Annotated in this window: 17 protein-coding genes; 9 read left to right on the top strand and 8 right to left on the bottom strand. The window is 31.4% G+C overall.

What is annotated here, in order from left to right; genetic code table 11:
* Window positions 1–5: 5 nt before the first annotated feature.
* Together RIN63_RS02545 and RIN63_RS02540 are read right to left on the bottom strand one after the other, a co-directional pair.
* Window positions 6–1187, bottom strand: a complete 1182-nt coding sequence (locus RIN63_RS02545; RefSeq protein WP_310443086.1) for an MBL fold metallo-hydrolase — start codon at window positions 1185–1187, stop codon at window positions 6–8.
* Window positions 1188–1223: 36 nt separating this feature from the next.
* Window positions 1224–2786, bottom strand: coding sequence for a hypothetical protein (locus RIN63_RS02540; protein ID WP_310443085.1), 1563 nt, complete (start codon window positions 2784–2786; stop codon window positions 1224–1226).
* Window positions 2787–2928: 142 nt separating this feature from the next.
* Between RIN63_RS02540 and RIN63_RS02535 the strand changes: the two genes are divergently transcribed.
* Complete coding sequence (locus tag RIN63_RS02535) at window positions 2929–3102, top strand: hypothetical protein (protein WP_310443084.1); 174 nt, start codon at window positions 2929–2931, stop codon at window positions 3100–3102.
* 69 nt (window positions 3103–3171) lie between these two features.
* On the opposite strand, the gene RIN63_RS02530 is transcribed toward RIN63_RS02535, so the two are convergent.
* Entirely contained in the window at window positions 3172–3816 is a 645-nt protein-coding gene (locus tag RIN63_RS02530) for a TraX family protein (protein ID WP_310443083.1), read from the bottom strand.
* 239 nt (window positions 3817–4055) lie between these two features.
* On the opposite strand from RIN63_RS02530, the gene RIN63_RS02525 reads away from it, so the two are divergent.
* From RIN63_RS02525 to namA, 5 genes are all read left to right on the top strand, one after another.
* Window positions 4056–4796 carry an SDR family oxidoreductase gene (locus RIN63_RS02525; protein WP_310443082.1) on the top strand — a complete coding sequence of 247 codons (741 nt, stop codon included), beginning with the start codon at window positions 4056–4058 and terminating at the stop codon, window positions 4794–4796.
* A gap of 32 nt (window positions 4797–4828) precedes the next feature.
* Window positions 4829–5593: a glucose 1-dehydrogenase gene (locus tag RIN63_RS02520; RefSeq protein WP_310443081.1), complete on the top strand. Its 765-nt coding sequence runs from the start codon at window positions 4829–4831 to the stop codon at window positions 5591–5593.
* Between the two features lie 143 nt (window positions 5594–5736).
* On the top strand, window positions 5737–7137 hold the full coding sequence (locus tag RIN63_RS02515) for a helix-turn-helix domain-containing protein (protein WP_310443080.1): 1401 nt from the start codon (window positions 5737–5739) through the stop codon (window positions 7135–7137).
* A 111-nt stretch (window positions 7138–7248) separates the two neighbouring features.
* A complete protein-coding gene (locus RIN63_RS02510; protein WP_310443079.1) occupies window positions 7249–8487 on the top strand; it encodes an aminopeptidase in 1239 nt (412 codons plus the stop codon).
* Between the two features lie 115 nt (window positions 8488–8602).
* Window positions 8603–9619 carry an NADPH dehydrogenase NamA gene (namA, locus tag RIN63_RS02505; protein ID WP_310443078.1) on the top strand — a complete coding sequence of 339 codons (1017 nt, stop codon included), beginning with the start codon at window positions 8603–8605 and terminating at the stop codon, window positions 9617–9619.
* A gap of 103 nt (window positions 9620–9722) precedes the next feature.
* On the opposite strand, the gene RIN63_RS02500 is transcribed toward namA, so the two are convergent.
* From RIN63_RS02500 to RIN63_RS02485, 4 genes are all read right to left on the bottom strand, one after another.
* Window positions 9723–12281: an FtsX-like permease family protein gene (locus RIN63_RS02500; protein WP_310443077.1), complete on the bottom strand. Its 2559-nt coding sequence runs from the start codon at window positions 12279–12281 to the stop codon at window positions 9723–9725.
* Window positions 12268–12960 carry an ABC transporter ATP-binding protein gene (locus tag RIN63_RS02495; protein ID WP_310443076.1) on the bottom strand — a complete coding sequence of 231 codons (693 nt, stop codon included), beginning with the start codon at window positions 12958–12960 and terminating at the stop codon, window positions 12268–12270. The genes RIN63_RS02500 and RIN63_RS02495 overlap by 14 nt, the downstream gene beginning before the upstream one ends.
* A gap of 86 nt (window positions 12961–13046) precedes the next feature.
* On the bottom strand, window positions 13047–14270 hold the full coding sequence (locus RIN63_RS02490; RefSeq protein ID WP_310443075.1) for a HAMP domain-containing sensor histidine kinase: 1224 nt from the start codon (window positions 14268–14270) through the stop codon (window positions 13047–13049).
* Between the two features lie 4 nt (window positions 14271–14274).
* Window positions 14275–14964: a response regulator transcription factor gene (locus tag RIN63_RS02485; RefSeq protein ID WP_310443074.1), complete on the bottom strand. Its 690-nt coding sequence runs from the start codon at window positions 14962–14964 to the stop codon at window positions 14275–14277.
* A gap of 192 nt (window positions 14965–15156) precedes the next feature.
* Here RIN63_RS02485 and RIN63_RS02480 point away from each other — a divergent pair, with 192 nt between their 5' ends.
* The 3 genes from RIN63_RS02480 to RIN63_RS02470 all read left to right on the top strand — a co-directional run bounded on the left by RIN63_RS02480 (window position 15157) and on the right by RIN63_RS02470 (window position 20903).
* Entirely contained in the window at window positions 15157–16479 is a 1323-nt protein-coding gene (locus tag RIN63_RS02480) for a helix-turn-helix domain-containing protein (protein WP_310443073.1), read from the top strand.
* Between the two features lie 157 nt (window positions 16480–16636).
* A complete protein-coding gene (locus RIN63_RS02475; RefSeq protein ID WP_310443072.1) occupies window positions 16637–19561 on the top strand; it encodes an acyl-CoA dehydratase activase in 2925 nt (974 codons plus the stop codon).
* Window positions 19551–20903 carry a 2-hydroxyacyl-CoA dehydratase gene (locus tag RIN63_RS02470; RefSeq protein ID WP_310443071.1) on the top strand — a complete coding sequence of 451 codons (1353 nt, stop codon included), beginning with the start codon at window positions 19551–19553 and terminating at the stop codon, window positions 20901–20903. Before RIN63_RS02475 ends, RIN63_RS02470 begins: the two co-directional genes overlap by 11 nt.
* A gap of 55 nt (window positions 20904–20958) precedes the next feature.
* Here RIN63_RS02470 and RIN63_RS02465 read toward each other — a convergent pair whose 3' ends face one another.
* Window positions 20959–21453, bottom strand: coding sequence for an ECF transporter S component (locus RIN63_RS02465; protein WP_310443070.1), 495 nt, complete (start codon window positions 21451–21453; stop codon window positions 20959–20961).
* Window positions 21454–21495 lie beyond the last annotated feature (42 nt).

Raw genomic sequence — 21495 nt, 5'->3', positions numbered from 1 at the left:
CCCCCCTAGTTATCAAATCTATATATTTCATTACCTTCTTTGTCATAAAGCACTGCTGGGTCGCTTTCTGAATTATTCCAGATATTTTCACTACCCCAAGTAAGATTACCATCTTTTCCTCCACTAGTTACGATAACTATTTCATTTGCCTTTAGGATATAGTCTGGGAATATATATTCTTGATTGCCTTTAACAGATAATAGTCTCCACCCTTCTAAATTAATATCTGTTGAAGAATCATTTTTTATAGTTACTGTCTCCCCTACCTTATCAAGGTCACTGATTATTACTTTAGGCTTAGGTGAATTGTCATAAGTCTGAATCCCCTTGTCATGGAAGCTAATGGTTTTGCTATCACTTTTTAATATGATACTTCCCTCTTGATCTGTCCTAAGAATATCTATCTTTTTTTTCTCTAAACTTTCCACTATCTCCTTATGTGGATGTCCATAGCTATTTCCTGTTTCTGACATGATAACTGCTAGACTAGGATCAACTGCATCTAAAAAGGCCTGAGAAGTAGATGTTATACTTCCATGATGTCCCACTTTAAGCACATCAGATTTCAATAAATTTTTATTATCTTTAAGCATTTCTTCTTCTGATAATTTCTCTGCATCTCCTGTAAATAAAAATGAGTTATCACCATTTGTAAGCTTTATAACTACTGAATAATCATTTAAACTACTATATTCTTCTCCCTTAGGGGCAAGTAAAATAAACTCAGCACCATTTAAAGTATATTTATTTCCTACCTTAGCTTTTGTAATAGATAGACCCTTATTGCTTATACTATCAAGTACATCCTCAAAGGTTTTAGTTGTAGCTATGGCATTTGGCATGATTATTTTTTCTATTTCCATATTATCAATTACATCATCTAATCCACCTATATGATCTTCGTGGGGGTGAGTCCCTATTACATATTTCAGCTTTTTTATCTTTTGCTTCTTAAGGTAATTTACTACTAAGTCACCATCGTCATTGTTTCCTGCGTCTATTAGCATGGATTCATTGCCTTTTTTTATTAAAACTGAATCTGCCTGGCCTACATCGATAAAATGCACTTCTAAAATATCACCTGTATCAGCTACTGAATTCGGCTCTACTACAGCCTCACAGCCTCCTAATAAAACGATTGTAAATATTGCTAGTATTAGTACAAGAACTTTGCTATTATTTTTCATTATTTCCCTCATTTCCTATAATACTATACTTCCAAACTACTTCAACTTCACTTCATATACCTTACTATCTTTGCTATTACTATATACAAGAGTATCATCATTAACAAAGGCATTGTCTGCTGTATCAGATGATTTAAAGACTACTTCTCCCTCATTATCAAATACCATAATTCTAGATGAAATATTAGTATTCTCTTCAAATAAGCATATGATATAATCTTCATCTTGTCTAAGGGATATCACCTTTGCCCTTGGATTTAGGGAATTCTTGCTTCCAACTCTATATAGTTCATTATTTAAATCATTTACATAGTATATGCTATGATTTAATACCTTGATTCCATAATATTGGCTAACATGGCCTTCTGCATCTATTTGCTTTTCCACTCCGTCCTTTATGGATATTTTATATATCTTACCATCAGATGCAAAGTATATATTTTCCCAATCCATTACAAAAGAACTAACCCTAGTATCACTTAGTTTTATAGTCTCATTTGTATTTAGATCTACTCTGTATAGTCTACTGTAGTCTGTATCCTTATCCATATGGAAACCTAGTACATATATGCTATTGTCCACTAGGTAAATATCTTTACTTGCAGACCCTCCTGCAGACTCTTTTCTTACTTCCCAGTCCCATCCATATAAATATGATGGATCTCCTACCTCTCTGTACTCTTCATCTCCATATTTTATAGAAAGATTATTTGGTCCTGGCGGTGTCCATTGGTTAACTTTTATTGTAGTATCTCCATATTCCTTAAAGGTCAAATATCCTGATTCAACTTCATCGTAAGTCCCATCAGTATTTAGCCTTATATAATGATCCGAACCCATAATTGCTCCGCCTGTATGATATTCAAGCCATATATCTCCATTATTCTTATATAGACTATAGTTAACATAAATATTTTCATCTATATAAGTCCACATTGGAAGCTGGTATACCTTTCTTGCATTCCTTCCATTGGAAACTTGGTATATAGCACCATTTTCTCCACCATAATAATAATTTTCTCCATCTCCAATTATTGCTTTACCGTCAAAGTCTGAGAAACTTAATTCCTTGACTTTTGGATTTGATGAACGGATTACCAGTCCATTTTTAGAATCAAATTTGTATACCCAACCAAATTCTTCTACTGCAAATCTCCATGTAAGAGGAAAATATGTTACATCTCTAAATACTAGCAATGGATACTGTTCCTTTGAGTTATCTATTGTTTTTCCATTAATATTGATATTGAAGCTAGGAACGCTTGCATTAAATGATGCTCCATTTTTTGCTTTTCCTTTATAATCCCTATATCCACCTGATATACCAGTAGTTTGAATATCTAATCCATTTTTGCTGTCCCATTTAGTTTCTAATCCTAAAAATCTAGAATCATAATAGGTCATTGGAAAATAAGTTATGTCCTTATATACAATCAATGGATATTGACGATATAAGTTATCCACAGTAGTATCATTTAATGTAACTTTAAAACTTGGAATACTAACATTTACTGCTTTTAACTGTGCATATATTCCTTCTGTATTCCCAGATATTAGTATAAGTGAAACAATTATTAGTATGATAGATTTCTTCTTCATTTCTTACCTCCTCAACACATTTAACTCTTATATATAGTATATCTTAATTACTATGATTTGTAGTATTACAATATAATTACAAGTATAGAAAACTTCTTTCTTACACAAAATAATGCAAATAATTAACAAGAGGTGATTATTCATGAAGAGATCTGTAAAAAATAATGATAGAAGAACTTTTGAAAATATAGAAATAGGAAGTGAATTGATTCCTGTCTTAGATGTAAATCATAATAAAGAAAAGGAGAAAAACTCAAAGAAAATTCCTAAAAGAAAAGCTACTGAAGATGATTTAGATACATTTTATCCAGTTTAATAATTTAAATAAAGCTAAAGTCCATAGTTACTATGTTCTTTAGCTTTTCTATCTTCTATTTAATTTTTTCTATAATAAGTAAAATATTGCCAAATGCAATGGATATGCTATGTAAAATAGCATCTGTAATGCTTTGTTTTTTGGACCAAGTTCTCCATTATATAGATATATAATAGGCAAAGAAAGCAATGAAAATTGTTGTGCTATTCCAGCAAGTAAGTTGGTAACAAGAAGTACTAATCCTACTTTTTGCAATCTCTTAGCTTTAGGTAATTCCTTATAATAGTAAAATGCCAATATATAAACGATGCCAATAAAACTATAATCAACAAAGAAGAAGGTGGCTAAAAGCACAGCACAACCTATAACTAAGGATTTATTATAGTTGAATTTTTCTTCCTTATTATCCAATATATAAATCGTAACTAAGCCAATTAATAAAGTAAAAAATATATTTTGGTGACTAAATCCTATTTTCCCATAAAAGGCATAGTCAAAAGGAATTTCAGATATTAAGGCAAAGATAAATAACCTAATTCCATATTTTTTTACATCTTTAGTGTGCATATAGCCTTCTACTAACAAGAAACAATATATTGGGAAAGCTAATCTCCCAATGATTCTATAGATATCTGTCCCTTCATGAAAGATAGCGCCATAGTGATCTATTATCATAGATACTAGAGCTATTATCTTTAATACAAATACATTCATTTTCAATCCCCCCTAATTAACTAATTCTAGCATATGAATATTGTTCTGTCTAAGAGTGTATAATAATTTTTCAGGAAATTATACATGACAAAAATACGCATAGTATTTTTTCTACATCAAATTTTACCACATTTTTGTCAATTGTTTCCTTATTGGCTTTGTTATAATATTAACTTAACAAGATAGTTAAATTATTAATTAACAATCGATTGAAAATTAATTAAAATAGGAGGGTTTATATGAAGTTAAAGGGTAAAGTAGCAATTGTAACTGGTTCAACATCTGGAATGGGTCGTGCAACAGCTGAGATGTATGCAAGAGAAGGTGCTAAAGTTGTTGTTACAGGTAGAAATGAAGCTAGAGCTAAAGAAGTAGTAGATAAAATTAAAGCTGAAGGCAACGAAGCTATCTATATAGTAGCAGATATGACTAAACTTGAAGATGTTAAAATGATATTTGACAAGACTATGGAAGCTTATGGTACTGTTGATATTTTATTCAATAATGCAGGAATGTTAAGTATTACTCCTCTGATGAATTTATCATTAAAAGAATGGGAAGATACTTTTAGAGTAAATGTTACAGCTCCTTTATATCTTGCTCAATTAGTTGCTCCTGTAATGAAAGAAAAAGGAAAAGGCATTATAATCAATACAAGTTCTGTAGCTGGAGCACATGCACATCATGGTATGGCAGCTTATGTTTCATCAAAGCATGCTCTATCTGGCTTAACTAAGTCAATGGCTTGGGAATTAGGACCTGAAATTAGAGTAAATGCTATATTACCAGGAGCTATTATGACTGCTATGGTTGAAAGCGTAGGAGGAGATGCAGCAGTTAAACATTTAGTTGAAGGTTCACCTCTAAAGAAAGCTGGACAGCCAGATGAAATAGCTAGTGTTGCTTTATTCTTAGCTACTGATGAATCTTCCTTTGTTACTGGACAATTATTAAGAGTAGATGGTGGAATTGATATCTAACATGATAAAAATTTATATAAGGGGGAAATAAAATGAAATTGAAAAATAAAGTTGCAATTGTAACAGGTGCTAGTGCAGGAATGGGTAAGGACATAGCTTATTATTTTGCTAAGGAAGGTGCTACTGTATATGCTGTAGCTAGAAGATTAGAAAGACTAGAAGAATTAGCAAATAGTGCTAAGGATTTGGAAGGTAAAATAATACCTGTTGCAGCTGATTTAATGTCTAAAGAAGCTACAGAAAATATGATTGAAAATGCTTATAAGCAATCTGGCAAACTAGACATTTTAGTAAATAATGCTGGAATAATGGATGACTTTAGCCCTGTTGGCGAAGTAAAAGATGAAACCCTTGAAAAAGTATTTAACTTAAATGTATACTCACCTTTCTACTCTATTAGAAAAGTTGTAAATATTTTTCTAGCTCATGGTGGTGGAAATATTATAAATATTGCTTCCATAGGTGGATTATATGGATCAAGAGCAGGAGCTGTTTATACTGCATCAAAACATGCATTAATTGGTCTTACAAAGAATACAGCCTTTATGTATTCTAAGAAAAATATTAGATGCAATGCTATTTGTCCTGGTGGAATAGAAACTGAAATCGCAACAGGAGAATTTATGAAGGATGTTAACACAGAAGGAATGAACATGGCTATGTCAGGTGTTGCAGGTAATCCAAGAGCAGGCCAAGGCCATGAAATTGCAACAGTTGCAGTGTTTTTAGCAAGTGATGATGCAGGTTATGTAAACGGACAATGTATAGCAGTTGACGGAGGATGGACTGCTTACTAAAATCAATTAATAAAAAATTTATATAATAGTGCAAAGTAGTAGATGGTTGTTCATGATTAAAACTCCCTTAGGGGAGTTTTTATTTGTTGATTTGATTTTTTCTAGTAAAGTGTAATATAATTATGTGCATAGGGGGGAATTATATGCAGATAGAAAAAATCGATTTTAAAGATAATAGTCCTTTTCATATTAGAATACAGTCAATAAATAGATATCCAATCCATTGGCATGAAAATGTTACTGAAATTATACTACCTATAAAAGGCTCAATTGAGGTTAAATCTAATTTTGAGCATCTACAAGTAGGTGAAGGAGATTTTTTATTCATCAACAACAAAACTATCCACTACATCCAAAGTCCTAATGAAGCCATTGTAGTTATATTTTATATTAATTTGAATTACTTTGAAGAGCAATTCCCCTATATCAAGAATATGTTTTTTAGAAATAGTATTTATCATGATGATCCTCAAAGTGAAAGTGAGTTTGATACAGAGACTAAGGAAAAATTCAAAAGCTACTTTAGAAATCTCTTAATCAGTCTTTTATTAGAATCAATAGATCATAAATTTACAACTAATTCACTCTTGGACAAGCTAATCAATAAATTGGTCTATCAAATGATCTATGAGTTCAATTGGATACAATTCATGCAAAAAGATGGGGATTTCATTAGCTCTACTCATTTGGACAGGTATCATAGGATTGTAAAATATATTGAAGATAATTATCAAAATAAAATAAGCTTAGATGATGTTGTGTCTCAAGAATATATTTCAAAGACATATTTTTCTCATTTCTGGAAAAATCTTAGCACCTTTACTTTCAGAGAGAGAATTAGCTATGAAAGAGTATTAAAATCCGAACTTTTATTATTTAAAAACATGACAATCTTGGAGATATCCAATCAATGTGGATTTTCCGATGTAAAATATTATTATGAAAACTTTAAAAGATGGTATGGATGCATGCCCCTTGAGCACAAGGGTAAATGTATTTTGTATGAAACAAAGGGCTCTAAGTATAAGGAAATGAAGTTTTCTAATATAGAAGAACTTCTTTCAGCTTATATGAAAATGTATTTTGTCTTAGATATTAATCAGGATAAAGATATGGACTTTCCAACTTTGATTGATAAGTATCTGTATTTGAAATATTACCATAATATTCACAACAAACAGCAATCAGATACTCCTAAGTACCTTTTTATTGATCCAATGAAGTATTCAACTATTGGCATGGAGAAAAATAGTATTGTGTTTAATTGGGGTGCTTTAGACCTTCTATTGAATCTTATCTTTGATTTTGAATTTAAAGCACAGATTAAACTAAGTAGCGATAACATTCATGGTATTCTAATTCAGGATTATACAAGGTCTTTCGTAGAGAGTTGTATATCTCGTTATGGTATTGAAGCTGTTAGAGAATGGCACTTTTTAATTAATTATAGGGATAGTTTAATGTTTGATAATCATGACCCTATTGAAAAAATACTAACTGATAAAATTAGAGATGTGAATATTAGTTATTACATAGAGCCATAGATAATAAAACGCTTGTAATTTGATAATTTTTTACATAAATTCATATATTTACAAAATTGATAATATCTTATACACTATAAGCTGGTACATAATACTAAAATATGAGGTGATATGTTGAAAAATTTTGAAACAATGTTAAATGAATATGCAAGGCTATGCGTTAAAGTAGGTATCAATCTACAACAAGGTCAACCTTTAGTAATTAGCGCTCCTATTGAAGGTGTAGATTTTGTAAGACTAGTAGCTAAAAATGCTTATGAGCTTGGTGCTAGCGAAGTTCATGTTAATTGGAATGATGAAGTACTTACAAAATTAAAATATGAAAATGCTCCTATGGAAGTTTTTGAAAACTTCCCTAAATGGTTTGCAGATGGACAAGTGGATTTTGCTAAGAAAAATGCAGGCTTCCTTTCTATCTCTGCTCAAGACCCAGAGCTTTTAAAATCAATTGATCCAAAGAAGATTGCTACTTATAACAAATCAGCTTCTTTAGCTTTAAAAGAATTTAGAAACTATACTATGAATGATATTAATGCATGGTGTGTAGTCTCTATTCCTACAAAATCTTGGGCTAAGAGAGTTTTCCCAGATGTATCAGAAGATGAAGCAGTAGAAAAACTATGGGCTGCAATATTCAATGCTACTCGTATGGATTTAAAAGATCCAATTAAGGCATGGGAAAATCATATAGAAACCTTAATCAAGAAAAGCGATTTCTTAAATAAAAATGATTTTAAATCCTTACACTATACCTCTTCAAATGGAACAGATTTAGTAGTAGAATTGCCAAATGATCATATATGGGTATCAGGGGGCAGTACAAATGCTAAAGATACTTATTTTGTAGCTAATATGCCTACAGAAGAAGTATTTACTATGCCACTTAAGACAGGAGTAAATGGCCATGTCTATAGTACAAAGCCTTTGAATTATGGTGGAAAGTTAATTGATGATTTTAAACTTACATTTAAAGATGGTAAGGTAGTTGATTTCGATGCTAAAGTAGGCAAAGAAGTATTGACTGACTTGCTTTCCATAGATGATGGAGCAAAATATCTTGGTGAAGTTGCTTTAGTTCCTTTTGCATCACCTATTTCTGAATCAAATATAGTATTTATGAATACATTATTTGATGAAAATGCTTCCTGCCATTTCGCCTTTGGTAAGGCTTATCCTACTAATATAAAGGGTGGAGAAAAAATGTCCGATGAAGAGTTAGAAGCTAATGGTGTTAACAACTCCCTTACTCATGTGGACTTTATGATAGGCTCTCCTGATATGTCAATTGTTGGTACAAGAAAAGATGGAGAAAAAATACAAATATTTAAAAATGGAAACTGGGCATTTTAGTCCATAAAAATAGCTGAGAATTAATTCTCAGCTATTTTCCTTTTTTGCAAATAGATTTTAATAGGATATATTCCTTCTGCTTTGGGTAATTATATCTTTAAGGATGGTGATTTATTTGAAGAGTTTAACAGAATATAAACTTAAAGGATTAGAATTAAAAAATAGGATAGTAATGCCACCTATGTGTATGTACTCATCTGATGAAGATGGCATGGTTAAGGATTTCCATGAGGTACATTATATCTCTAGAGCAATAGGTGATGTAGGCTTAATCATAGTTGAAGCTACTGGCGTTCTTCCAAATGGTAGGATAACTAGCAATGATTTAGGTATATGGAGTGATAATCATATACTAGGGCTAAAATCCTTAGTAGATAAAGCAAAGGTCTATGGTAGCAAAATGGCTATTCAATTGGCCCATGCAGGAAGAAAATGCGAATCCAATGATGAATATATTGTAGCCCCTTCACCTATTAGATTTAATGAGAAATATAGAGTACCTCGTGAACTAAATAAAGATGAAATTAAGGAAATAGTCTTAGCCTTTAGAGATGCTGCTAGACGGGCAGATGAAGCTGGTTTTGATACTATTGAAATCCACGGGGCTCATGGATATTTAATACATGAATTCCTGTCACCTATTACAAATAAGAGAACTGATGAATATGGTGGTAGTCTAGAAAATAGGACTAGATTTTTAAAAGAAATATTAGGATCTATAAAAGAAGTATGGCCTAAGGAAAAACCAATACTTCTTAGAGTAAGTGCTGATGATTATTCCCAAGATGGAATTAATAAGGAAGAAATGGTCAGGATAATAAATGAAGTAAAAGAAAATATTGATATGGTTCATGTAAGTACTGGTGGACTCATTAGTGTCAAGTTCCCAATCTTCCCTGGATATCAAGTGACACATTCTGACACCATAAGAAAGGAATGCAATATACCTACTATTGCAGTAGGACTAATTTATGAATATGATCAAATAGAAGAAATCTTAAATAACAATAGAGCTGATTTAGTAGCTTTAGGAAGAGCACTTCTTAGAGATCCGAATATAGTATTAAATATGGCTTACGAAAATGATCTAGATATCATTTATCCTAAGCAATATGAAAGAGGATATTACTAAAACTGTAGCAGGTCCCCCACCTGCTGCAGTTTTTTTACTTAAGCACTGAGGATGGCTCTTTTTGTTTTTTTACAAAAGGAACCGTCCACTGTATTATCTGTCTCTAATTTTCAGCTTTTATACTTTCTATGATTATCTTTTCATTGATTCTCTTTAATGGATAGATTCCTGATATCAAAGCTATTATGATGCATCCAACTGAAGCTATGATCACATCATTCCATGGAACTTCCCATACAAATTGTTTTATATTTATTACTATATTATATAGCAAATAAGTTAATAGAGATCCTATAAAACTACCTATTACACTAGCATATAATCCATAGTATAAAGACTCTAAAGATACCATTCGCTTTATTCCAGATTGACTCATCCCAACAGCTTTTATCATGGCAATTTCCTTAGTTCTTAGGATAATATTTGTACTTATGGTATTTATTATATTAATAGAGCTTATTAAAGCTATAATAACAACAAATCCATATAAGAAAATACTTATAACAATACTTATTTCCTCTGTTCTAGCTGTATTCTCAATTAGGTCCACATAGTTAAAGCCCTGTACTTCATTTTCAAGATTTGAAAAATAGTCTCTAACCTGTTGTACATTTTCATTATCCTTAGTATATACATGCACCACTTTAAAATCATCTAGATTAATATTATAGCTAGATGATAAATTATTTATTATCTTTTCAGTAGTAAATACTGTAATAGATGAACTATTGCTGTATAATCTGTCTAATATGCCTTCTTCTAGAATTCCACTTACCGTTAGATTAGTACTAAATTCATTTCCATTTCCAGTAAACTCCATTGTATCTCCTATTTTAAACTTATATCCTTCTAAGGATATGGTTTTCTCTCCAAACTCACTATAGGAAAAAGCATTGTTTATTACTAAAACTCCATTTTCCTTATTTATCTTTTCCACATCTATAGTTCCATCTTTTAATACAGACTTAAGCTCATTGAAATTTTCATCTTCTATGGAATATACAGCAATATTAGATACTGTTATTTTACCTTCTTCTTCCTTTGCAAAGTAACTTGGGGCTCTTTCTATCATTTGAGTATCTATATGCTTTTCTTCTACTTTACCTTTTCCATTTAATTGATTTAATAGAATAATCTTCTCTACTTCATCTATATTCATTAAATCATTATATACCTTTTCAGTTTGTTCACCTAATTGTGAAACATAAAATTGTCCCGAATCTCCCTGTACAATTACACCCATTTGGAACATAAAGTTTGAGAAGCTTGAGAAAGTAATAAATAATATAATACTAATAACCATTGAAAAAACTGTAATTATAAATCTCTTTCTGTTTCTTCTTAAATTTTTATAGGCGATTTCACCTTCCATCCCTAGGAAAAATCTCACTAATTTATTTGTTCTAGTTTTTTTATATTTTTCTTTCTTTAATGCTCCAGTATTTTTTATGGCTTCTAGTGGAGATACCTTTGAAGCTAATTTTGCTGGGCCTATGGCTGATAGAAATACTGTAAACACTCCGACTACAGAGCTGATTATCATTACAGGTATAGAAAGACCTATCTCCATATCATTAAATAGTATTATATCTGTGGTTATTAAGCTTATTATATATAAAACCACTGTCATAGCAAATATTCCTAATGCTAAGCCAAATGGTATAGAAATTAAGCTTAATATACCTGCTTCTTTTAACACTAATCTTTTTATCTGCTTAGGTGTAGCTCCCACAGATCTTAATAGTCCAAATTGTGATATTCGCTCTATTACCGATATGTTGAAAGAATTATATATAACTGCAACTGTTGAAATTATTATTAATCCAACAACAAAAGCCAATATGGCTGTTAGTGATGAATTAAATGTTGCATCTAAGCTTTCTGCATATAATCTAAGAACTTTATTGTTATATAAAAGCTTTGATTGGTCTATATTCAAATCCTCTGCTATTTTATTTAAGTTTTCATTAGCATTTTTCACATCTGGAGTCTTTACATATACATCATATTCGCCTTCCAAAGTATTATCCGTTTCACCTATAATTGCTGATGTACGCAACTCTCCATTCCATATATAATTTGGTTTTATAAATCCAACTATGGTAAATTCTTTTTCTTCATCTGAAATAAAATCATTAGTTTGACTATACTCTATTTTTCCAATTGGTAATTTAATTTTATCACCAAGCTTTATTTCTTTATCAAAATATTTACTTAACCAATTTTCTATAATTATTTCATTCTCTTTGTTAGGCATTCTACCTTCAGATAAATCTACATTTGGAATCATTTTTAAGGCATTTTTATCATAGCTGTATAGGTTTATATATCTATGCTGTAAATCTAATCCGTAGGCTTCTCTCTCCTGCTCTGTGGTGTTGCCTAGTGCTAAACTTTCACCAGTTTTACCAACTCCATGGTCTATAACTAAAGTATGGTTGATGATTTTATCTTTTTCCTCTAAAGTTAAATTTCGAAATATTCCATGCTGAGATCCATTTTCTCTTATGGCTTCCTTAATCAGTGCATCTCGTGCAGAAACTACTATAGTTCCTATGGAAGTTATTAAGGCAACAGATAATATAATCCCAAGTATAGTTAATAAGGTTCTATTTTTCTGTCCCTTTAAATATCTATAGGTGATTTGTTTATAGTTTTTCACCATTCATCACCTCGTCTTTAATAATAACTCCATCCTCTATGGTAATTACTCTATCTGCTTGAGCTGCAATATTTATATCGTGAGTAATTAATATGAGAGTTTGATTATACTTCTTTACAGATATCTTAAGTAAATCTATGATTTCCTTACTATTTTTACTATCTAAATTTCCAGTAGGCTCATCTGCTAAAACTATAGATGGCTTGTATACTAAAGCCCTACCTATGGAAACCCTTTGTTGTTGCCCTCCAGACAGTTGACTTGGAAGGTGGTCTAATCTATTTTCTAAGCCTAATATCTTTATTAACTCTTGAAAATACTCTTTATTCTCCTTCTTTAAGTCCAGCAACAAAGGCAATTTAATGTTTTCTTCCGCTGTTAGTACTGGAACTAAGTTATAAAATTGAAATATAAATCCAACTTTTCTTCTTCTAAATATTGCCATTTCCTTTTCAGATAAATTATATAAGTCTACTCCATCTACATAAACTTTCCCGCTGCTTGGTTTATCTACTCCACCTAACAAATGTAATAATGTGGATTTCCCTGAACCACTGGCTCCTACTATTGCCACAAATTCACCATTATTTATCGTTAAATTGATGTCTTTTAATGCTTCTACTTTTGTATTTTCCGTTCCATAAGATTTACATAAATCAACTATTTTTACAACTTCCATTTCATTTCCTCCTATCAATATTATAACTATAGTATAAAAGCTTAATCTTACTATTGAGTGAATTTTAATCTTACAATTTAGTAAGATTAGTTATTTATTTTTAAGAAGGAAATATTAAACTCTGTTCCTATATTTTCTTGACTTTTTACTGATATACTTCCATTTTGAGCCTCTATAATTAACTTTGCTAGATTAAGCCCTATTCCTATACTATCTGATTTTTCTTCACTATTTACCTTAAAAAATCTTTCAAATATATGAGCTAGATGTTGATTTTTTATACCAATTCCATTATCTATTATCTTTATATTAGTAAACAAAGGATTGTCTTCTATTTGAATTTTTACTTTTCCTCTACTGTGCTCCAATGCATTTTTTACCATATTAATAAATGCTTCCTGTATCCAATTTTCATCTCCATATATAATGGAATTTTCCATTCCTTCTATTGTTATTTCTTGATTAGCTATCTTTTCATTTAGAGCAATCAATGTATTATCTAATAAATTAGATATATTGATCTTCTCTTTTTTAAATTCTATTGTACCAGATTCTATCTTTGCTAGTTTTAAAAGATTAATTATTAGCCATTCCATTCTATCTAATTGATTTTTTTCTTTTTCTAAAAAATCCTTCCTAGTTTCCATATTCATATTTTCATCTTCATTTAAGATATGATTTATTACAATTAATGAAGATAAAGGAGTTTTCAACTGATGTGAAATATCTGATATAATATTTTTTAAAAAGAGCTTCTCTTTTTTTAATGTACTGATACTATTTTCTAATCTATTTGCCATTTGATTAAATTGATAATTTAATATATTGAATTCTCCTTCTCCATCCTCTTTTAAATAAACATCAAAATCCCCATCTACTACCTTCTCTGCTGCAGTGGATACATTGGAAACCTTTTTATATGTTTTCTTATATTCATTTGAAACTATGACTAATATAGGAATTATTAAGAATAAAGTAAACAAAGTCGCCATCAATGAGATATTGTTATTTTGAAAAATAGGATGTAGTTCTTTATTAAGCAAAGTGTTATATCCATATTTTTCTAATGCTTCTTCCCCCAAATTTTTATTTTCTAAAGATATATGCTTTGTAAAATAAGGTACTATAATATCTTCTAAATCCTCATCTAAAGACAATAAATTACCTACTAAGGCCATATCTCTTTCTATGAAATCTTCCTTTAATTTATCTACTTGCTTATCCATAATGAAAAAAATCAATATACTAAATATGACTTGAATCAATATAAGCTTTATAATTATTGAACGAAACTCTTTATTTCTAAGCAAAGCTCTACCCCCTTATATCTACATCCCATCTATATCCTACACCTCTTATGGTCTTTATATATATAGGATTTGATGAGTCCTCCTCTATTTTCTCCCTGAGCCTTCTTATATAAACTGAGAGGGAATTATCATCTACAAATTCTCCATCTATATCCCAAAGCTTTTCCAATATTATTGTTCTCGATAAAACCTGATGAGAATTATTCATTAATATACCCAATAGCTTATATTCTGAAGGTGTAAGCTGTACCGGTTCTCCCTTAATATATGCCTTGTATTCTATTAGATTTAATTTTACATCTCCAGATACTAAAACATCCCATTTAGTAATATTAGCTATTCTCCTAAGTACGGCCTTTATTCTAGACATCAATTCCTTTATTCTAAAGGGTTTAGTTATATAATCATCTGCTCCCATGTCTAATCCCATAACTATATTTACTTCTTCATCTTGTGCAGTTAGAAATATTACAGGAGTACTTTTATATTTTCTTATATGTTTACATAACTCAAATCCATTTCCATCTGGTAAACCTATATCAAGTATTATTAAATCATAGTCTAAAGTATCTATTAACTCCTTCCCCTTTACAAAAGAATTTCCTATACTCACTTCATATCCTTCCATTTTCAAAGAATATTCTATACCCATGGCTAAAGTTGCATCATCTTCCACTAAAAGTATCTTAGTCATCTTTGCACCCCTTTCATTGAAAATATTATAGCATAAAAATAAATGTAATATCTATAAAAGCGTTGGGGACGGTTCTTTTTGCTTTTCCCTTTGATTTTTATGGTAAAATTACATATTATAGCAATACAGGAAATATTTTTGCTCCATCTCTATGTTAAACTTAAATTACCCTAGGCGGAAAGGAGAACAATAATGACCATAATTGAATTGCTTCAAAAATCAATTGACTATATCGAAGAAAATCTAAATTCGGAGTTATCATTATCAGAGCTTGCAGCAATCTCAGGATTTTCTACCTATCATTTCTGTAGAATTTTCTCCAGCTATGTAGGCATGCCTGTTGCAGCTTTTATTACTAATCGTAGACTCCAACATGGAATCTATGAGATTCAAAGTGGCAAGAAATCAATAGATATAGCTCTACTATACGGCTTTGATACCTATGCGGGATTCTTTAAAGCATTCAAGCGTGAATATGGTTGCTCTCCTACAAGATTCTTAAAACTAAATACTGCAAAAAGGCCAATTGCAGTAAATTTAATGAGGGAGGCAAAATTTATGTTAACACAGACTCAAATAAGACAACTTTTATCAAACTGGGATATATATGCAAATCTAGAAATCGGCACTACCTTTAAAGCTGGTGGTTCCGTAAAATCCAATGATACATGGACTATTGGAGATGATTATATCTTCAAAACAGGGAAAAACATTTCAGGACTAAGAACCCATATTGCTATTTCAAGGGAATTAGAAAAAGCGGGCATGCTTTCAGCAAGTCCCGTTAAAACTATTAGTGGTGAGGATTTTATTATTGAAGATGACAGATACTTTTGTATTACAAACCGTATCAAGGGTGAATTTTTAACACCTGAAGAGCGTTATACAGGAGATAGGGTTAAAACAGGCAAAAAATATGGTGAAGCAATTGGCAACCTACACAAAATCCTTAAAAAACAAGATAATAACTTGGAAGTAAATGATAGCAACCTTCTTAAAACTGTTTTAGATTGGGCATTACCGAAAACGAGAACAACCATGGAGCAATGGGGATGTCCATTACCAGATGAATTTTACAATGATTTTACTGAAAATCTAATCAAAATTTACGATGATTTGCCACGACATATAATTCATCGTGATGCTAATCCATCAAATATTATGCTTCATAATGGTGAAGTTAGTGGGTTTATTGATTTTGTAATTAGTCAGCGTAATGTAAGAATTTTTGACCCTTGCTATTGTGCCACAGGAATTTTATCAGAAGCAGATGAGATTGAGGATGGTTTTGATAAATGGGATGAAATTTTAAAAGGAATTATTGCTGGATATGACAAAGTATGCAAATTAACAATAGGAGAGAAATTCGCAATTCCATATATAATTTATTCCATTCAAATGATTTTTATTGCATGGTTCCTAACAGAAGAAACCTACAAAAATATTGCCATGAGAAACAGAGAAATGCTTATTTGGATTTGGGAAAATAGAGAAAAATGCTTTGGAAATCTATAACTTAAAATACCACAAGCAATATCAAAGGGGATATTAAAAAAATTGTAGCAAGGTGCCCTTCCTGCTACAATTTTTTTATTCCAAAACATGGATATATTGAATTATAATTTCATTGTAGTATAATTAACTTAATTACACAAAATGAAGGGTGATTATTATGCGAATAGGTCTTGATGTTGGCTCTACTACGCTTAAAGCAGTAGTACTAGACAAGAATGATAATATTATATTTAGCTCTTATGAACGTCATTATTCTCAAATCACTCATAAGACTGCTGAATTATTAAAAAGAATTATGAAAGAATGCAAGATAAATGAAGATGTGAATTTCTCCATTTCTGGTTCTGCTGGTATGGGATTAGCAGATAAGTGTGATATTTCCTTTGTGCAAGAGGTATATGCTACTCGTGTGGCTGTAAGTAAGCTGCTTCCAAATACTGATGTGGTCATTGAACTTGGAGGAGAGGATGCTAAGATACTTTTCCTAAGCGATGGATTAGAAGTTCGTATGAACGGCTCTTGTGCAGGTGGCACTGGTGCTTTTATAGATCAAATGGCAACTCTATTAAATGTAAGTCCTGATGAGATGAATCATTTAGCTGCATCTCATGATAGAACATATACCATTGCATCAAGATGTGGAGTATTTGCCAAATCTGATGTACAACCTTTGTTAAATCAAGGTGCTAAAAAAAATGATGTGGCGGCTAGTATCTTCTATGCTGTTGTAAATCAAACAGTAGGTGGCTTAGCCCAAGGTAGAAAACTGACAGGTAATATTGTATATCTAGGTGGTCCTCTTACCTTTTTGCCAGAGCTAAGAAATAGCTTTGATACTACTCTAAATACAAAAGGAACTTGTCCAGAGAACTCATTATACTTTGTTGCATTAGGAGCAGCATTGATGCCTCACAATCAACGACAAGATCTTGCTTCCTTGATATCCCTTATAGAAAATTATAAGGGTGATGGAGAGTTTGCTTCAAGCTCTGCTTTATTTAAAGATGAAGAGGATTATAAAACTTTCTTAGATAGGCATGAAAAAGAAAAGGTTCTATATTCTAATCCAAATGAATATAAAGGTAATGCATATCTAGGTATTGACGCTGGTTCTACTACAGTTAAGATGACTATAATTGATGACAATGAATTCATTCTATATTCAAAGTATGTAGCCAGTAGCGGCAATCCTGTATCTATTATAAAAGATTTCCTAAAGGAGTTCTATACTCTATATCCTCATATTTCTATTATATCTTCAGCTGTTACAGGCTATGGTGAAGATATAATAAAAAATGCATTCAAGATAGATTATGGCCTTGTAGAAACTATTGCACATTTTACTGCTGCTAAGAAATTTAAGCCTAATGTGGACTTTATAATAGATATAGGTGGTCAAGATATTAAATGCTTTAAGATTAGAAATGATGTAATTGACAATGTCTTTCTAAATGAAGCATGTTCTTCTGGTTGTGGCTCATTTTTGCAAACCTTTGCAGAAGCTTTAAATTACAGTATTATAGATTTTGCTAAGCTTGGAATCTTTGCTACTAAACCAGTTGATCTTGGGTCTCGCTGTACAGTCTTTATGAACTCTTCTGTAAAGCAAGCTCAAAAGGATGGTGCTACTATTGAAGATATTTCTGCTGGACTATCTTCTTCTGTAGTTAAAAATGCTATATATAAGGTAATTCGTGCCGCCTCGGCTGAAGACTTAGGAGAAAACATTGTAGTACAAGGTGGTACATTTTTAAATGATGCTGTCCTTAGATCCTTCGAACTGGAAATAGAGAAGGAAGTTGTACGACCTAATATCTCCGGTCTAATGGGTGCTTATGGAGCAGCTTTATACTCCAAAGTTAATTCCAAAGGCAATAGCTCTATTCTATCTAATGATGATTTAAATCAATTTTCCCATGAAGTTAAGGGAACTAATTGTGGCCTTTGTAATAATAATTGTAGACTTACTATCAATACCTTTGATAATGATAGAAAATTTATCAGTGGGAATCGCTGTGAAAGACCATTAGCAAAAAAGAATACAACTAAAAATTTAAGTATTTACGATTATAAATTAAACTTATTAAATGAGTATAAGCCAGTAAAAGGTTCTAGGGGAAAAATTGGTATACCAATGGTACTAAATATGTACGAATTATTACCTTTTTGGCATAGTTTCTTTACTGAGTTAGGATTTGAGGTCAATATCTCTCCTAAATCTAACAGAGATTTGTACTTAAGCGGTCAGCATACTATACCCTCTGATACTATTTGCTATCCAGCAAAACTTGTTCATGGACATATTGGCGCCCTAATTAATGATGGTATAAATACAATATTCTATCCATGTATGAGCTACAATCTAGATGAAGGTCTAGGGGATAATCATTATAATTGTCCTGTTGTTGCATATTATCCAGAGCTAGTAGCTGCTAATATAACAGAGCTTAAAGAAATTAATTTTATCTATGATTATATAGGCCTTCACAGACCAAAGGATTTTATCAAGAAGATCCATGTAATTTTATCTAGATATTATAAAGATATAAAGATTAATGAGATCAAAAATGCAGTAAATAAAGGTTTTGAAGAGTATTATTCATATATGAAAAAGATTAGAGATAAGGGTAATGAATATATTGAATATGCTAATGAAAATGAACTGCCAGTTATTGTATTGGCAGGTAGACCATATCATGTGGATCCTGAGGTAAACAATAGTATCGATAAACTAATTTGTCAATTAGGAGCAATTGTAGTGTCAGAAGATGTAATAAGCCATAATATTAAAGAAAGTCCTACAGATGTATTAGACCAATGGACTTATCACTCTAGATTATATGCTGCAGCACAATATATAAAGGATAAACCTAATATGAATTTAGTGCAATTAGTATCCTTTGGCTGTGGTCTAGATGCTGTAACTACAGACGAAGTTTGTGAGATACTGGAAAACGAAGGTAAGATTTATACTCAGATTAAAATTGATGAAATAACAAATCTTGGAGCAGTAAGAATTAGACTTAGGAGTCTTATGGAAGCCCTAAATCAAGGGAAGGGGTTAATGCAAGATGCTAAATAATAATAATCAAAATTCAAAGGTTATGTTTACTAAAGAGATGAAAGATGATTACACCATATTAGTTCCTGAAATGTCCCCTATTCATTTCTCTATTTATAAAAATATCTTTGAAGAGTATGGCTACAAGATGGAAATACTACAGAATGAAGGCCCTTCCGTAGTACATGAAGGACTAAAATATGTACACAATGATACTTGTTATCCTGCACTCTTGGTCATAGGTCAAATGATAGATGCATTAAAATCTGGTAAATATGATATAAATAAAACTGCATTATTGATTAGCCAAACTGGTGGAGGATGTCGTGCTTCAAATTATATACATTTACTAAGGAAGGCTCTAGCTAAAGCTGGTTTTAAGCATATCCCAGTTATTTCTTTTAATCTTGCTGGTCTTGAAAAAGATAGTGGATTTAAATTGACCTTACCATTGATAAAAAGACTGTTGGTGGCAACAACCTATGGAGATATGTTGATGCTATTGCAAAATCAAGTAAAGGCATATGAAATCACTAGGGGCGAAAGTGATCAGCTAGTTCAGCATTGGATTCAAGACTTAGAAAAACAATCTAAGTCGAATAATGGATATAGAATAAAAGAAATAAAGGCGAATCTTAAAAAAATAGTTAAGTCCTTCTCAAAAATACCTCTTTATCTTGAGGAAAAAATCAAAGTAGGTATTGTAGGAGAAATATATGTAAAATATTCTAAATTAGCTAACAATCATTTAGTGGATTTCCTTATTGACCAAGGCTGTGAAGTCATGGTGCCTGGCATCATGGGCTTTGCGATATATACTGTAGATAACAGGGTTGAAGATGTGAATATCTATGGGGGAAGTTCTGTGAAAAGGAGCATTTCATCAAAAATTAGAGATTATCTTGTGAAGTTTGAAGAAATGATAATAGATGCTGTAAAAGAGAATAGTAATTTTACTCCTCCTTCTTCTTTTGAAGATTTAAAAGCAGTAGGAAAAGATATCATTGGTCATGGCTGCAAGATGGGTGAGGGCTGGGTACTTACAGCTGAAATGGTTGACTTAGTAAAGACTGGATATGAAAATATAGTATGTGCTCAACCCTTTGGATGTTTACCTAATCATATCATTGGTAAAGGAATGATTCGTAAAATCAAGGATATTTATTCATCTGCAAATATAGTACCTATAGATTATGACCCTAGTGCAACTAAAGTAAATCAGGAAAATAGGATTAAATTAATGTTATCTATGGCAAAGGAAAAGCTTGATATAAACAATCCTATTAAAGCAAAGAAAGAGCAATTAATTCCAGAAAAGAAAGCTATAAATTTAGGTAAAAAACTTGAAGTAGAGAGTTACTAAAATAAAAGATGCAATTAGTCTACATTCCCTGTAGTACCAATTGCATCTTTTTTATCTAATTTGCTATTTTTGTCCTTTTTATTGCAGTAAATAATGCAACTGCTGAAATTGCACCTACAATTCCTTGCAATAAGTTACCTGGAATTGATGCCATAGCTGCCTTTCCACCGTACATAAATATTTCTGCAAAATAATATCCAAAGGCCATCCATATTCCACCTACGCTTGTAGCAAAAAGTGGGCTTCTTTGACCTAGTTTAGTCTCAAGTAGTCTTCCTGCAATATATCCCTCTAATCCTTTAACTATAAGAGTAATAGGAGCATAATGGGTATATCCAAGCAATATATCTGCTAAAGCTGACCCTACTCCACCTACTAAAAATCCGCCCTTTCTCCCTAGCATAAGGGCTGCTAAAAATACTACCATATCCCCAAGGTTCAAGTATCCATTGGTGCCAAAGGTTGGTATGTGGACTACCATAGTCATAACTACAGTTAAAGCCATGAGTATTGCTAGCCTAGTTATTGTTTTAGTATTCATTTCTTTCATTTCAATTCCCCCTCTGTTTTGTATGGGTACGCTTATCCGTTC

The organism is Tissierella sp. (assembly GCF_031460495.1).
Classification (GTDB): domain Bacteria; phylum Bacillota; class Clostridia; order Tissierellales; family Tissierellaceae; genus JAVKTS01.
The sequence above is the reverse complement of the archived record's forward strand: the minus strand, read 5'-3'. Positions and strand labels throughout refer to the sequence as shown.